Below are 14451 nucleotides of genomic sequence, written 5' to 3'. Positions count from 1 at the left end.
CCCGTGGAGTACAGCTTCCACGCCCACCGGATCACCGGGGGCATCGGCGCGGACGACCGTTACTGGGAGTCCCTGGAGGAGGGCGAGTTCCGGCTGCCCCGCTGTGCGGACTGCAAGCGCTGGATGTGGCCGGCGCACTTCCGCTGCGGGCACTGCGGCGCCTGGGACCAGCTCTGGGAGCCGGTGGAGATGAGCGGGCGGATCTACTCCTGGACCCGCGCCCACTACGCGTTCGACCGCACGAAGGAGCGCACCGAGGACCTCCCGTACGTCGTGGTCGTCGCGGAGGTGCCGGCGGCCGACGGGGCCCGGGTGGTCGGCGTGCTCGCCGGGCCGGACGAGGGCGTGCACGTCGGTGCGGAGGTGCGCGGGCACATCGACCCGCCGTCGGAGAAGTCGAAGGGGTACCCGGCCGTGCGGTGGAGCGTGGTGAACTGATGGTCGGCGCGATCATGCGAGGGACGACGGCGGTCGTCGGCGTCGGCGAGACGCCCTGGTACAAGCGGGGCACGTCGGGTGAGCCCGCGTTGAAGCTGGCACTGCGCGCCATCGTGGCCGCCGCGGAGGACGCCGGGATCGACCCGTCGGAGATCGACGGGTTCGTGTCCTACGGTTCCGAGCGCAACGACGGCCAGCGCATGATGCCCGCGCTCGGCACCAAGGAGCTGCGCTTCGGCGCTCTGGTGTGGACGCACGGCGGCGGGATCCCGGGTGCGCTGGGCCTCGCGGCCACGGCGATCGTCACCGGGCAGGCGGACGTGGTCGCGGTGTACCGGGCGATGTCGGAGTACCGCGGCCGCCGGCTGCGCGTGGACGTGGCGCAGGACGACACGTCACCCCAGCACCTGGTCAACGGCCTGGACTCGCCCGCACAGCTGTGCGCGTTGCGGTCGATGCGGCTGATCGAGGCCGAGGGCGTGCCCGCGCGCACGTTGCGGGACATGGCGCTGGCCTCGTACCACCACGCGAAGCGCAACCCCCGGGCGATCGGCCGGGACACCGAGCTCGACGCCGAGACCTACGAGGAGTCCCGCTGGGTCTCCGAGCCCTACCACCTCTTCGACTGCTCCCGGGAGAACGACGCCGGGTCCGCCGTCATCCTGGTGTCCGCGGAGCGGGCGAAGGACCTCAAACAGAGGCCCGCCTACCTGCTCGGCGCGCCGATGGGTGCCGCGTCGGGCTGGGGGATGCGCGAGGAGAGCGGCAACCCGTACTGGTCGGCAGGCTTCCAGGGCGTGGCCGACCGGCTGTGGGCGGACACCGGCTACGGGCCGGGCGACGTCGACGTCGCGCAGATCTACGAGAACATGACCGGGATGGGCGTGTCGGCCCTGATCGAGCACGGCTTCTGCACGCCGGAGGGCGCGGGCGAGTTCGTCACGTTCGACAACCTCATCGCCCCGAACGGCGGGCTGCCGATCAACACCTCCGGCGGCAACCTCGCCGAGGGCTTCATCCACGGCATGAGCCTGGTCGGCGAGGCCGTCCGGCAGATCCGGGGCACCTCCACCAACCAGGTGGCCGACGCGAACCTGTCCCTGATGACCGGCGGCCCGGGCGACCCGGTCGTCTCCACGGCGCTGTTCGCGAGCGCGGCGGCCCTCTGATGCGCCGCGTGGTGACCGGCGAGGGCGGACCATCCCCGCGGGCACGACCGGCGAGGACCCGGACGACATCGTGCAGAGCACGGGGGAGCGGCCGGGCTTCCATTCGACGGACCCGGTCGACGTGAACGTGGTCCTGTCCGGCGAGGTCGTGCTCGAGCTCGACGAAGGCGAGGTCGCGCTGCGTGCCGGCGATCTCGTCGTGGTGAACGGCAGCAGGCACGCCTGGCAGAACAGGTCGTCGGAGCCGGTGCGGGTGCTCTCGACGATCGTCGGGGGCACCCGCACACCCACCACCTGACGTACTCGACGACGAGTCCAAGGAGCCACCAATGTCCCGACCTGCCGCGCGTACCGCGGGGTCCAGGGCGGTCGTCCTGACCTGCCTCGCGGTCACCGTCCTCGACGGCATCGACCTGCTCATGTTCGGCGCCGTCATGCCCGTCCTGATCCAGAACAAGGAATGGGGCATCACAGCGGTCGAGGCCGGATTCATCGGCAGCCTCTCGCTGATCGGAATGATGCTCGGCGCGATGCTCGCCGGGTACCTCACCGACATCGTCGGCCGCCGACCCATCGTGCTCGCCTGCGTCGCGAGCTTCAGCATCTTCACCGGACTGTGCGCGGTGGCGACGAACCTGCAGATGTTCGGCGCCTTCCGCCTGCTGGCCGGCCTCGGCTTCGGCGGGGCGCTGCCCACGGTGATCGCGCTGACGATGGAGTACGTGCGGATCGAACGCCGCCAGTTCTACAACGGTGTGATCCAGACCGGCTTCCCGATCGGTGGCGCGATCATCTCGGTCATCGCGATCTTCGTCATCCCGGCGTTCGGCTGGCACTCGCTCTTCGCGGCCGCTGGTGTCATCGGGATCGGGCTGTTCGTGGTGGCCTACCGGAACCTGCCGGAGTCACTCGCCTTCCTCGTGGCCCGTGGCCGGCACGAGGAGGCGCAGGCGCTGGCCGAGCGGTACGACCTGGGTCGGAGCGCGGAGTCGGCCGTCGCGCTGCAGGCGGCTCCGCCCGTCGCGGACGGCCGGCGGCGGTCCGCCCTGCGGACCCTGTTCGTCCCGGGCTTCCGCCTCGCCACCGTGCTGTTCCCCCTGATCAGCTTCTTCGGGCTGCTCGTCTCGTACGGCATGAACACCTGGATCCCGCAGATCCTCCGGTCCACCGGCTACGACCTCGGCTCCGCGCTCACCTTCCTCCTGGCGTTCAACATCGGCAGCGCCATCGGCATGGTCGTCCTGACCGGGCTGGCGGACCGCTTCGGCTCCCGCAAGGTGATCTCGACCGGCTTCGTCCTGGGCGCGTTGGCCGTCGCCACGCTGACGCTGGGGCCGGCGCAGGGCGTGGTGTTCGCCCTGGTGCTCCTGATCGGCTTCTGCGCCTCGTCGCAGACCGCCGTCTACGGGTTCGCGGGGATCTACTACCCGGCTGCCTCGCGCGGGACCGTCCTCGGCCTCTGCACCGGCCTCGGCCGGCTCGGCGGCGTCGTCGGGCCGATCATGGTCGGTCTGATCATGGCCACCTCCGCCGGCGCGACCGGCGCCTTCTGGGCCTTCGCGGCCGTGGGTCTCGCGGCGTCCGTCCTCGTGGCCGCCGTGCCCCGGACCGGGCTGGCCGATCGCCGGCCCGAGGCGCGTCCCGTCGTCGAACCGGGCGCCTCCGAGTCGCCGGCGACCGCATGAGTACGAGCGAACGCGCCGCACTGTCCGCCGAGCAGCTGTACGGCACCTGGGACCTGGTCCGCTTCGTGCGGCTCGTCGACGGCGAGGTCATCGGCGACGTCCTCGGCCCCGACCCGGTGGGCCGCATCAGCTACCAACCCGACGGGCGGGTGACCGCGCTGCTGATGCAGCGTGACCGCGCCTGGCCCGCCGACGGCGACTTCCTGCAGGTCGACGACGCGACGCGCGGCGCCGCGGCCCTGGGCTTCGTCGGGTACGGCGGCTGGTTCGAGCTGGCGGGGGACACGGTGACCCACCACCTCGACATCTCCCTCTACCCGGAACACCCGGGCACGGACCTGGTGCGGGTCGCGCGCCGGGAGGACGGGCTGCTGGTGCTGCGCACGGAGGAACGCCGAACCCGGTCCGGACGGCTGCTGTACGACGAGCTGAAGTGGCGCCCGCTCGCCGGTCGTCCCTACCCGCGTTCGCCTCTCATCGAGGAGTGACCAGTGGACGGAGCCGTCCGCATCACCGAGGTCGTCGACCGGAGCCGGCTCTCCGGCTTCCAGCGGCGGGTCCTCGCGATCTGTTGCCTGCTGACCTTCGCCGACGGGCTCAACGCCCTCTCGATCGGCTACACCATCCCGGCGCTGGCCCAGGACTTCCGCACAGGGCCCGAGGCGTTCGCGATCGTGGTCGTCGCGGCGCTCGTCGGTGAGCTGGTGGCCGAGTTCGTGCTGGTCCCGCTCGCCGACGTCGTCGGGCGTCGCCGGGTGATGCGGTTCGGCATCCTGCTGTTCGGCGTCGCGACGGTGCTCTGCTTCCTGGCCGGCTCGGTGACCGAGCTGGCGGTCCTGCGGTTCCTCGCGGGCATCGGGGTCGGGGCCTCGGTGCCCACCTGCGCGGCCCTCGCCGCGGAGTTCACCCCGAGCAGGCTGAAGGCCACGATCCAGACCGTGGTCAGCGTCGGGGCCGCGGGCGGCGGCATGGTGATCGGGTTCATCGCGGCAGCGGTCGTCCCGCGGTTCGGCGGCGCGACGCTGCTGCTCATCGCCGGCGCGCTCCCGCTGCTGCTCCTGCTCGCGACCTGGTTCCTGCTCCCGGAGTCGATCGAGTTCCTCGCGCGGAAGCGGCGGTACCCGACCGTCGCCCTACTGCTCGGTCGCGTCGATCCGACGCGGAGCTACCCGATCGAGGGTCCGTACCCCGTGGAGGGCCCGACCGGACCCGGCGGTCTGCGCCGAATCGGCGTGCTGTTCCGCGACGGGTTCGCCGGACGGACGCTGACCGTATGGTTCATGTTGTTCTTCGCCCTGTTCACCAGCTACTTCATCTTCAGCTGGCTGCCCTCGCTGCTCGGTCGGGCGGGGGTGGGGGAGGCCGGTGCGGCGCTCGCGACCTCGGTCGCCTCGCTCGGCGGGATCCTGGGCGGGATCACGCTGGGCGTTCTGATGGACCGGCTGCGGCCGCGCGCGGCGATGATCGCGGCGGGCCCGGTGGTGCAGATCGTCGCGGCGATCCTTCTGGTCCTCGCCCTCGGTGCGGGCGCGCCGGACGGGCTCGTCGTCCTGATCGCGTTCTTCTACGGGTTCGGGTCGCTCGGCACCGCATCGGCGGTCACCGCGTTGGCAGCCCTCGCCTACCCGACGCCGATCCGGGCGATCGGGCTGGGCTGGGCCACCGGATTCTCCCGGATCGGTGGCCTGTTCGCGCCTGCTCTCGGGGGCGCCCTGATCGCGGCGGGCCTGCCCACCCCGACCATCCTCGCGATCTCCCTCGCGGCCCCGGTGGTGGTGGGTGCGCTCGCCGTCGTCTATCGGGTCGCCGAGGTCCGCCGGTCCCGGTCCGTCCGCCTCGCACCGACGTCCGTCCTGTCCTGATCGCGCTGCGCCCCACCAGGAGGCCCTGTGCCCACCCGAACCGAGGACGTCCCCGCCGAACTGGTGGTGGACTTCGACATCGCCGATCCCGCCCTCGCCGTCCCACACGAGACGCTGGCCGCGTACCAGGAGAAGACCCCGGTCGCCTGGTCGCCGCGGCACGGTGGGCACTGGATCCTCACCCGCTACGACGACTGCCACGAGGCCTGCCGGAACTGGGAGGTCTTCTCCGTCGAGAACGCGCAGGTCCCGCGCATCACCACCGAGCCCTCGATCCCGAACGAGATCGACCCGCCCGCGCACAAGCACTACCGGGACGTGCTCAACCCGTTGTTCAGCCCGCGCCGGATGAAGGCCCTCGAGGACCGGATCCGCGCGGTGGCCGTCGAGCTGATCGACGCCTTCGCCGCGCGGGGGACCTGCGAGTTCGTGACCGAGTTCGCGCAGCCGATCACAGCGGGCACGTTCGTCGCGCTGATGGGCTGGCCCGCCGAGCACGCCCCGCAGTTCGACCGCTGGACCACCGACATGCTCGTCGGGAAGCCGGGGGCATCCCCGGAGGAGGACGCCCGGGTCCGCTCGGAGGCCAACGACGCGGTGTTCGCCTACTTCGGCGACATGATCGCCCGGCGGAACGACCCGCGCCCGGACGACGTCATGTCCGTGCTGTTCACCGCTCGGTACGACGACGAGCGCCCGCTCACCGACACGGAGCTCCAGAAGATGTTGTGGCTGCTGATGGTCGGGGGCCTGCACACCGTCCGCGGGGTGCTGTCCTTCGGGATGTTGCACTTCCTGCGCGACCTCGCCCAGCGGGACGCCCTGATCGCCGATCCCGGCCTCGCCGGTGCCGCGGCGGAGGAGCTGCTGCGCATCGACTCGCCGGTCGCGCTCGGCAGGCTCGTGAAGAAGCGGACGGTCGTGCGCGGGGTGACCCTCGAGCCCGGCGACCGGGTGCTGCTGATGTCGTCGGCCGCGGGCCGGGACCCCGCCGAGTTCGAGGACCCGGGCACTCTCCGGCTCGACCGCCCGACCAACCGCCATCTGGCGTTCGGGGCCGGAATCCACCGCTGCGTGGGCTCCCACCTGGCCCGCATCGAGATCCGCACGGCGCTGGAGGAGATCCACCGCCGGATGCCCGACTACGAGCTGGACGGGGATCCGGTCTTCCACCACAGCCAGGTGCGAGGGCTCGAGTCGCTGCCCCTGCGCTTCACCCCGTCCCGATGAGCGCGGCGGCGAAGCTCGACTTCCACAGCCGTCGGGCGCTGGTCACCGGCGCCGCCTCGGGCATCGGCCGGGCGACGGCACACTGGCTCGCGGACGCCGGGATCGCGGCACTGGTCCTCGTCGACGTCGACAAGGACGGCCTGGCCGCGCTCGACCTGCCCTGCGGGGTGGAGCGGGTGGTCGGCGACGTCGGCGACCCGGCGCTGTGGGAGCGGATCGAGGCCGAGACGCCGCGGCTGGACCACGCCGTGCTGAACGCCGCCGTGAACGCGACCGGGCTCCCGGTGGCGGAGACGTCGGTGGACCAGTGGCGTCGGGTCATGGGCGTCAACCTGGACGGGGTGTTCTACGGCCTGCGCTGCGCCCTGCGGCTGCTGCAGCGCGGGACGGGCGGCAGCGTCGTCCTGACCTCCTCGGTCGCGGGAATCCGACCGATGGAGAACACCGCGGACTACGGGACGGCGAAGGCGGCACTCCTCCACCTGGCGAAGATCGCGGCGCTGGAGAACGCCGATCGCGGCATCCGGGTCAATGTGGTCGTGCCCGGCAGTGTGGACAGCGGGATATGGGACGCCCAGCCGGCGTTCCGGAAGGCCGTCGCGGACCGGGGCGGGGACCGTGCCGACCTCGTCGCGGAGCTCGGCGCGCTCAACACCCCGCGCGGCCGTTGGGCGCGGCCGGAGGAGATGGCGGACTCCATCGGCTTCCTCCTCTCCGACCTGGCCGCCAACGTGACGGGCGCCCACCTGGTCAGCGACGGCGGGATCTCCCTGGTCAGCGCCCGGAGCCGGATGCCGGAGCCACGGTGACCGCGATCGACCCGGAGCTCGCGCCAGTCCTGGAGCGGATGCCCACGCGGCCGTTCGGCGCGGACACCCTCGAAGCCGACCGGGCGGGGATGCGCGCCGTCTGGTCCGCCGCGTCCCCGCCGCCGGAGGACGGGGTCACACGGTCCGAGCGACGGGTGCCCGGCACGGACGTCGGGGTCGTGGTCTTCGAGCCTGCCGTGCGGACAGGTGTGGTGCCCGCGCTCCTCTTCATCCACGGCGGCGGGTTCGTGGGGGGCACGGCCGACAACGGGGCGCCGTTCAACCGGCGGATCGTGGCTGAGCTGGGCGTCGTGGTCGTCTCCGTCGACTACCGGCTCGCGCCCGAGGCGCGCTACCCGAGCCAGCTCGACGACTGCGACGCCGTACTCCGCTGGCTGCACGCCGATCCGGGAGCGCTCGGCATCGACCCGAGCCGGATCGCGGTGGAGGGCGTGAGCGCGGGCGGCGCGCTCGCGGCGGCGCTCGCCCTGCGCGTTCGCGACGAGTGCGAGCTCCCGCCGCTGGTCCTGCAGTCGTTGATCTACCCGATGCTCGACGACCGCGGCGTGGAACCGGACGGGGTCACCGGGGAGATCGCCTGGTTCCGGGAGAGCAACGACTTCGGCTGGTCCTGCCTGCTCGGCGCCGATGCGGTGGGTGGGCCGGACGTCTCGCCCTACGCCGCCCCGGCGCGCGCGACCGACCTGTCCGGGCTGCCGCCCACCTACATCGGCGCCGCCGGCCTCGACCTGCTGGTCTACCAGGACCTCGACTACGCCACACGCCTGATCGCGGCGGGCGTCCCGACCCAGGTGGAGGTCTACCCGCGGACCTTCCACGGCTTCGACGTGGGATCGGCGCGGGTGAGCGAGGACTTCAGGCGCAGCCGCCTCGCCGTGCTGCGACGCGCATTCGGCCTCGACGGAGGGGACACCCCATGACGACCTGTGGACCCTCGTCCACGCCCACCGACCTCGACCTCCCGGCCCTGCGCGAGAAGTACGCCGCGGAGCGGGACAAACGGCTCCGCAAGGAGGGCTCGGCGCAGTACGTCCACACCGGACGCGGGGAGCGCGACGACTTCTTCGAGAAGGACCCGCACAGCCGACCGGTCGTGCGCGACCCGATCCACGACGACGTCGAGGTCGTGGTGGTCGGCGGCGGGTTCGCCGGGCTGCTCACCGGGGCGCACCTGAAGAAACTGGGCGTCGAGGACGTGCGCATCGTCGACATGGGCGGCGACTTCGGCGGTGTCTGGTACTGGAACCGGTACCCCGGGATCCAGTGCGACAACGAGGCGTACTGCTACGTCCCGCTCCTCGAGGAGCTGAACGCCATGCCGTCCAAGCGGTTCCCGGACGGCGCCGAGATCTACGAACACTGCCGCGCCATCGGCAAGCACTTCGGCCTGTACGACGGCGCCCTCTTCGGCACCATGATCCGCGCGATGCGGTGGGACGAGACGATCCGGCGTTGGCGCGTCACCACGAACCAGGCCGACGAGCTGCGGGCCCGCTACGTCGTGATGGCGATCGGCCCGTGGAGCAAGCCGAAGCTGCCCGGGATCCCCGGGCTGCACGACTTCACCGGGCACACCTTCCACTCGGCCCGGTGGGACTACGGGTACACCGGGGGCAGCCCCGGCGACACGGTGCTGGACAGGTTGCACGACAAGCGCGTCGCGGTTGTCGGGACCGGGGCCACGGCGGTCCAGATCGTGCCGTACCTGGCCCGGTACGCGCAGCACCTCACGGTCTTCCAGCGCACGCCGTCCGCGGTGGACGCCCGCCGCAACCCACCCACCGATCCCGGGTGGGCGGCGTCGCTCGAGCCCGGGTGGCAGAAGCGGCGCCAGGCCGCCTTTCACGCGTTCGCCTCGGACCCCTTCCCCACGCTCTCGCCCGCGGAGGACGTCGCCTGCGACTTCTTCACCGAGGTCGGCCGGAACGTGTCCGCACGCATCGCGGGCCTGTCGCTCACCCCGGAAGAGCGCGCCGCGATCCGCGAGGAGGAGGACTACGGCGTCATGGAGCGGGTCCGCCGCCGGGTGGACGACATCGTGCACGACCCCGAGACGGCCGAGGCCCTCAAGCCCTACTACCGCTACCTGTGCAAGCGGCCCTGCTCCAGCAACGACTACCTGGAGGCGTTCAACCGGCCCAACGTCACGCTCGTCGACGTCTCCGCGACCAAGGGCATCGAGCGCATGACGGCGACGGGCGTGGTGACGGGCGGGCGGGAGCACGAGCTCGACTGCGTGATCTTCGCCAGCGGGTTCGAGATCTCCGCCCAGGACCAGCAGCTGGCCTCGGGCATCGACGCCATCGACGGCCGCGGCGAGCTCTCCCTCTACGACCACTGGCGGGACGGGTTCCGGACCCTGCACGGCTTGACGAGCCACGGGTTCCCGGGACTCTTCTTCACCGGGAACACCCAGGGCGGCGGCAACGCCAGCGTCACGGCGAACTACGTGCAGCAGGGCGAGCACATCGCCTACATCATCGCCGAGGCGAGCGCCCGCGGCGCCGCGACCGTCGAGCCGACCCGCGAGGCGCAGGACGCGTGGGTCGCGCTGATCAAGGAGCTCGCCCCGCCGAAGACCTTCCTCGAACAGTGCACGCCGGGCTACTACAACAACGAGGGCGGCGGCCACGGCGGCATCCGGCCCGCCACCGGCGAGCGGTACGGGCGCGGGTTCTACGAGTTCGACCGCCTGCTGCGGGAGTGGCGGGACGCGGGTGACCTGGCCGGGATCGAGCTGGTGCGCTGAGATGAGGATGGGGGCGGTGTTCCCGCAGTACGACGTGCTGCGGGACGCGGCCGACATCGCGGAGTTCGCGCGCGGGGTCGAGGAGCTGGGGCTGGACCACCTCCTCGTCTACGACCACGTGCTCGGCGTCGATCCGGCGGTCCGTCCGGAGTGGAACCACCTCTACCGGAACGACTCGGAGTTCCACGAACCCTTCGTGCTCTTCGGGTACCTGGCCGCCGTGTGCCGGCTCGAGCTGGTGACCGGCGTGCTGGTGCTGCCGCAGCGGCAGACCGCGCTCGTGGCCAAACAGGCGGCGCAGACGGACTGGCTCGCCCCGGGCGGCGTGCGGCTCGGGGTCGGCTTGGGCTGGAACGAGTCCGAGTACCGCGCGCTCGGCGTGCCCTTCGCCCGTCGCGGGGCGCGGATCGAGGAACAGGTCGAGCTTCTGCGGTCGCTGTGGTCGGCGCCGTCGGTCACGGCGCGGACGAGCGTGGAGGAGTTCGACGGTGTCGGCCTCGCGCCGCGGCCGCGCCGGGAGATCCCGGTGTGGCTGGCGGGGAAGGCACCCGCTGCGCTCGCCCGGGTGGGGCGGATCGCCGACGGCTGGTTCCCGTTGGAGAAGCCGGGCGCGGAGGCAGCCGCGCGGTTGGAGGCGGTGCGCCGGGCGGCACGCGAGGCGGGGCGCGGCGCGGCCGAGATCGGCGTCGAGCCGCGGATCCGGGTGCCGGGTCGACCCGCGAACGAGCTCGCGGCCGAAATCGGCTTCTGGATCGACCACGGCGCGTCGCACCTGTCGTTCAGCACGATGGACTCCGGCCTGAGGTCGGTGGCGGAGCACCTGCGCCATCTCGAGAGCGCGCTGAGCACGGTCTCGCGAGGAGGGTGAACCTCCCGTCCCCTCCCGGGCTCAGGCGCGGGCCAGGCGGACCGGGATCGCGTTCATCTGCACCGTCCCCGACAGCGGGTCGAGCACCGTGCCGTCGGTGAGGGTGTTGCTGTTGACCCCGGGCTTCCGTGCCGCGACCCGCAGCCGGGCGTGCGGGTCGTCGTGGCCCCAGCCGTGGCCCAGCGAGACGACGCCGGCGCCCACCTCGTCCGTCACCCGGACCGGGACCCGGATCTCGCCGGCGGCCGAGGTCACCAGCGCGACTCCGCCGTCGGTCAGGTCGTACGTCTCGGCGTCGGCGGGGGAGACGTGCAGCACCGACCGGTCCTTGCCCTTCGCGAGCGGCGAGACGTTGTGCAGCCAGGAGTTCTTCGACCGCAGGTCGCGCCGGCCGATCAGCAGCAGGGTGCCGGACTCGGGCTGCGGGACCTCGACCCGGGCGAGGGCCTCGAGGATCATCGGCGGGGCCAGCTCGATCGTGCCGGACGGCGTGCGGATCACCTCGTCCAGGCGTGGCTCGAGCGGCCCGAGGTCGACGCCGTGCGGGAACTCCAGCAGCCGGGACAGCGACAGCCCGCCGGGATCGCGGCCGAACCGGTCGCCGTAGGGCCCGGAGCGGATCCGCAGGTCCAGCAGCCGTCGCGGACCCCCGCCGGGCACCCCGGCGACGATCCCGGACTCCTCGGCGTCCAGGCTGCGCGCGATCGAGCGGCGGAGACCGGCCGCGATCTCGTCGTCGATCTCGTCGGGGTCGGCGTCGGCGCCGCGGCCCTCGTAGATCGCGCAGAGCCGGAGCAGGATCTCCCACTCCGAGAGCATCCCGTCGGGGACCGGGCGGGCGGGCGTGGAGAAGCGGGCGTAGTTGCGCTGCGCGTACTGGTAGAGGACGAGGTCGAAGTGGTCCCGGGTGAGAGAGCCCGGCGGCGGGAGGATCACGTCCGCGTACCGCGTCGTCTCGTTCAGATAGGGGTCGACGCAGATCAGCGCCTCGACCTCCGCGAGGGCGCGCTGCATCTGCGCGGAGTCCGGCAGCGAGCGTGCGAGGTTGCCGGCGTACACCACCAGGCCGCGGACGCGGCCGGGCCCGGGGGTGAGGATCTCCTCGGCCAGCGCCGCGACCGGGAGCTCGCCGAGCACCTCGGGATGCCCGCTCACCCGCGTCCGGTACCGCCCGACGGTGAACGGTCGCGCGGGCTTCGTGGCCTTCCGCGTGGTCGGGCCGCCGGTGACGGGCCGGGTGAACAGCAGCCCGCCCGGCCGGTCGACGTGTCCGCAGAGGACGTTGACGGCCTGCAGCGCCCAGCAGGTGAGGGTTCCGTACCTGTTCAGGGTGGTGCCGAGCCGGCCGTAGACGGCGGCCCGGTGGGCGGTGGCGAGCTCCTGGGCCAGGCGGGTGATCGTCTCCGGCGGGATGCCGCAGACGGCCGCCACGACGGCGGGCGGGTACGCCGCAACGGCCTCCCGCAGCTCGCGGAGCCCGCTGATGCGGCCCTCGGCCGCGCGGGGGCGCACCAGGTCCTCGGCGAACAGCACGTGCAGGAGCCCGAGGAAGAGGAACAGGTCGGTGCCCGGGCGGATCTGCAGGTGCTCGTCCGCCGCGGCGGCGGTCGCGGTCCGCGCCGGGTCGACGACGACCACGCGGCCGCCGCGGGCCCGCAGCGCCTTCAGCTTCCCGCGGTAGTCCGGGGCCGCGCCGATGCTGCCGTTGGACACGAGCGGGTTGCCGCCCACGATCACCAGCACGTCCGTGGTGTCGAGGTCCGGCACCGGGATGCTGCTGGGGTCGCCGAACAGCAGGGCCGCCGTGACGTTCTGCGGCAGCTGGTCCATGGTCGCCGGCGAGTAGGCCTGGATGCTGCCCAACGACCGGGCGAGTCGGCCCGCGAGCAGGGTGAACGCGACGTTGTGGCCGGTCGGGTTGCCGGTGTAGGCCGCGACCGAGTTGCGGTCGTCGGCGAGCAACGGGCTCAGCAGGCGGTCGACCTCGGCGAACGCCTCCTCCCAGGTCGCCTCGCGCAACTCCCCGTCGCGTCGCACGAGCGGGCGGGTCAGCCGGTCGGGATCGTCGTCGACGGCACCGAGCGAGGCGCCCTTCGGACAGAGGTAGCCCTTGCTGTAGACGTCCTCGGCGTCGCCGCGGACCGAGACCACCCGGTCGTCGGCGTCGAGGGTGACGGAGAGGCCGCACATGGCCTCGCACAAGGGGCAGCCGCGGGTGACCGTGCGGAGCGGGATCGAGCTGCTCGTGGCGGGCCGGGTGACGGTCTCGCTGGTCATCGAGCGGGCCTCCTCGCCTGTATCTAACGACTATAGGTTAAGGCTGCCGGCGGGGCGGGTCAACCGTGGTCGTGCGCCGTGAGCCAGGCCCGGTGCTCGGCCGAGGGGGCGCCCCGCTCGCGGACTGCGAGGTGGCCGGACCCGAGCCGGCCGCCACAGCGCCAGACGCCGTGGGTCTCGGTCGCGAAGTGCCCTCCGTCGTGGGTGGACACCGACGACACCTCGGTCTCGCCGATGAACTCGTAGCCGCGGCCGGTGTCCGTCCACACCCGCAGCCGGGCGGCGAGCGGGGTGTGGCCGTCCTCCGCCATCTCGACCCGGTTGTCGACCCGGACCACGCGGTGCCGCTCACCGCCGGACCGGGTCACCGGGTCGTACCAGGAGGTCAGCCAGGCCTCCTGCCACTGCTCCGAGTCACCGACCGGGTGGTGGCGGAAGTGGTCGCAGGCGGTGTAGGTGCTCATCCGGCGAGCCGGACCGGGCCGTCGAGGAAGTCCATCAGGTGCTCGCCGAACACGTCGTTGTCGTCGCCCGCGACCATGTGCCCGGCCCCCTCGACGTCGACCAGGCGGGCGGACGGGACCAGGCTCAGCAGCTCCTCCGCACCCGCGGCGCTCACCACGCGGGACTGCCGGCCGCGCACCAGCAGCGTGGGCACGGCCAGCCCGCGGGCGGCCTCGCGGGCCCGCCGCGCGTTGGCGTCGAGCGTGCGCGGGTCGGTCTGCCGGCTGTCGAGCAGGCGCGGGTCCCAGTGCCAGTACCAGCGACCGTCGCGGCGGCGGAGATTCTTCTTCAGGCCCTCGGGCCGCGGCGGCCGGGTGCGGTGCGGGTTGTAGGCCGCGACGGCCGCGGCGGCCTCGTCCAGCGTGGCGAACCCCGCCGTGCCCGAGCGCATGAAGTCGGTGATCTCGGCCGTCCCCGCCCGCTCGGTGGTGGGCGTGACGTCGACCAGCACCAGGCCGCGGGCCAGTGCGGGATCGGCGGCCAGCGCGAGCAGGGACGTCATACCGCCCAGGGAGGCGCCGACGAGCACCGGGGGCTCGTCGAGCACGGTGACCGCGGCGCGCAGGTCGGCCACGTGCGCGTCGAGGGTGTAGTCCCCGTCAGGGGCCCAGTCGGTGTCGCCGTGCCCGCGCAGGTCGAACGCGATCGCGGTCCAGCCCTCCGCGGCCAGCCGACGGCCGGTGTGCCGCCACGAGTGCCGCGTCTGTCCTCCGCCGTGCAGCAGCAGGACGGTCCCACGGCGGGAGCGCAGCGGCGGCGCCCAGCGGTCGGCGGCGAGCCGGACGCCTTCGCCCGGAAGGGTGAGCCGGCGGTGGCCGTGTTCCATCGTTCGTCTCCTC

At 72.8% G+C, this 14451-nt stretch carries 14 protein-coding genes; 11 read left to right on the top strand and 3 right to left on the bottom strand.

Translation table 11 applies throughout. From position 1 onward, the window contains the following. Positions 1–3: 3 nt before the first annotated feature. The 11 genes from AB0B41_RS03115 (at position 4) to AB0B41_RS03065 (ending at position 10831) form a co-directional block, all read left to right on the top strand. Positions 4–438, top strand: coding sequence for an OB-fold domain-containing protein (locus AB0B41_RS03115; RefSeq protein ID WP_358198338.1), 435 nt, complete (start codon positions 4–6; stop codon positions 436–438). Further along, the gene (locus tag AB0B41_RS03110) at positions 438–1607 is read left to right on the top strand and encodes a transporter (RefSeq protein WP_358198336.1); all 1170 of its coding nucleotides are present in this window, start codon (positions 438–440) and stop codon (positions 1605–1607) included. Before AB0B41_RS03115 ends, AB0B41_RS03110 begins: the two co-directional genes overlap by 1 nt. Positions 1608–1677: 70 nt before the next feature. Further along, positions 1678–1905: a cupin domain-containing protein gene (locus AB0B41_RS03105; RefSeq protein WP_358198334.1), complete on the top strand. Its 228-nt coding sequence runs from the start codon at positions 1678–1680 to the stop codon at positions 1903–1905. A gap of 31 nt (positions 1906–1936) precedes the next feature. Further along, positions 1937–3292 (top strand): MFS transporter, encoded by a 1356-nt coding sequence (locus AB0B41_RS03100; RefSeq protein WP_358198332.1) that lies wholly within the window; start codon positions 1937–1939, stop codon positions 3290–3292. Beyond that, positions 3289–3780, top strand: coding sequence for a lipocalin-like domain-containing protein (locus tag AB0B41_RS03095; protein WP_358198330.1), 492 nt, complete (start codon positions 3289–3291; stop codon positions 3778–3780). Before AB0B41_RS03100 ends, AB0B41_RS03095 begins: the two co-directional genes overlap by 4 nt. A 3-nt stretch (positions 3781–3783) precedes the next feature. After that, positions 3784–5154, top strand: coding sequence for an MFS transporter (locus AB0B41_RS03090; RefSeq protein ID WP_358198328.1), 1371 nt, complete (start codon positions 3784–3786; stop codon positions 5152–5154). Between the two features lie 27 nt (positions 5155–5181). Continuing rightward, positions 5182–6384 carry a cytochrome P450 gene (locus AB0B41_RS03085; RefSeq protein ID WP_358198326.1) on the top strand — a complete coding sequence of 401 codons (1203 nt, stop codon included), beginning with the start codon at positions 5182–5184 and terminating at the stop codon, positions 6382–6384. Next, complete coding sequence (locus AB0B41_RS03080; RefSeq protein WP_358198324.1) at positions 6381–7193, top strand: SDR family oxidoreductase; 813 nt, start codon at positions 6381–6383, stop codon at positions 7191–7193. Before AB0B41_RS03085 ends, AB0B41_RS03080 begins: the two co-directional genes overlap by 4 nt. Then, positions 7190–8134, top strand: a complete 945-nt coding sequence (locus AB0B41_RS03075; protein ID WP_358198322.1) for an alpha/beta hydrolase — start codon at positions 7190–7192, stop codon at positions 8132–8134. Before AB0B41_RS03080 ends, AB0B41_RS03075 begins: the two co-directional genes overlap by 4 nt. Beyond that, complete coding sequence (locus tag AB0B41_RS03070; RefSeq protein WP_358198320.1) at positions 8131–9963, top strand: NAD(P)/FAD-dependent oxidoreductase; 1833 nt, start codon at positions 8131–8133, stop codon at positions 9961–9963. The genes AB0B41_RS03075 and AB0B41_RS03070 overlap by 4 nt, the downstream gene beginning before the upstream one ends. Position 9964: 1 nt before the next feature. Further along, positions 9965–10831 (top strand): TIGR03619 family F420-dependent LLM class oxidoreductase, encoded by an 867-nt coding sequence (locus AB0B41_RS03065; RefSeq protein WP_358198318.1) that lies wholly within the window; start codon positions 9965–9967, stop codon positions 10829–10831. Between the two features lie 21 nt (positions 10832–10852). Here AB0B41_RS03065 and AB0B41_RS03060 read toward each other — a convergent pair whose 3' ends face one another. Genes AB0B41_RS03060 through AB0B41_RS03050 form a run of 3 tightly spaced genes read right to left on the bottom strand, consistent with a single transcriptional unit; the run spans position 10853 to position 14438 of the window. After that, on the bottom strand, positions 10853–13108 hold the full coding sequence (locus AB0B41_RS03060) for a molybdopterin-dependent oxidoreductase (RefSeq protein WP_358198316.1): 2256 nt from the start codon (positions 13106–13108) through the stop codon (positions 10853–10855). A 59-nt stretch (positions 13109–13167) separates the two neighbouring features. Beyond that, positions 13168–13572, bottom strand: a complete 405-nt coding sequence (locus AB0B41_RS03055) for a hypothetical protein (protein WP_358198314.1) — start codon at positions 13570–13572, stop codon at positions 13168–13170. Further along, a complete protein-coding gene (locus tag AB0B41_RS03050) occupies positions 13569–14438 on the bottom strand; it encodes an alpha/beta hydrolase (RefSeq protein ID WP_358198312.1) in 870 nt (289 codons plus the stop codon). Before AB0B41_RS03050 ends, AB0B41_RS03055 begins: the two co-directional genes overlap by 4 nt. Positions 14439–14451: the final 13 nt, after the last annotated feature.

It is taken from the genome of Pseudonocardia sp. NPDC049154, assembly GCF_040648315.1.
Taxonomy (GTDB): Bacteria; Actinomycetota; Actinomycetes; order Mycobacteriales; family Pseudonocardiaceae; genus Pseudonocardia.
Note: the sequence above shows the minus strand (reverse complement) of the source record. Positions and strands in the feature narration are given on the sequence as shown.

Bases quoted from the DNA above. Each gene is read 5' to 3' on its own strand.
- AB0B41_RS03110 (WP_358198336.1), top strand. From the start codon at position 438: ATGGTCGGCGCGATCATGCGAGGGACGACGGCGGTCGTCGGCGTCGGC.
- AB0B41_RS03100 (WP_358198332.1), top strand. From the start codon at position 1,937: ATGTCCCGACCTGCCGCGCGTACCGCGGGGTCCAGGGCGGTCGTCCTG.
- AB0B41_RS03095 (WP_358198330.1), top strand. From the start codon at position 3,289: ATGAGTACGAGCGAACGCGCCGCACTGTCCGCCGAGCAGCTGTACGGC.
- AB0B41_RS03080 (WP_358198324.1), top strand. From the start codon at position 6,381: ATGAGCGCGGCGGCGAAGCTCGACTTCCACAGCCGTCGGGCGCTGGTC.
- AB0B41_RS03070 (WP_358198320.1), top strand. From the start codon at position 8,131: ATGACGACCTGTGGACCCTCGTCCACGCCCACCGACCTCGACCTCCCG.
- AB0B41_RS03065 (WP_358198318.1), top strand. From the start codon at position 9,965: ATGAGGATGGGGGCGGTGTTCCCGCAGTACGACGTGCTGCGGGACGCG.
- AB0B41_RS03060 (WP_358198316.1), bottom strand. From the start codon at position 13,108: ATGACCAGCGAGACCGTCACCCGGCCCGCCACGAGCAGCTCGATCCCG.
- AB0B41_RS03055 (WP_358198314.1), bottom strand. From the start codon at position 13,572: ATGAGCACCTACACCGCCTGCGACCACTTCCGCCACCACCCGGTCGGT.
- AB0B41_RS03050 (WP_358198312.1), bottom strand. From the start codon at position 14,438: ATGGAACACGGCCACCGCCGGCTCACCCTTCCGGGCGAAGGCGTCCGG.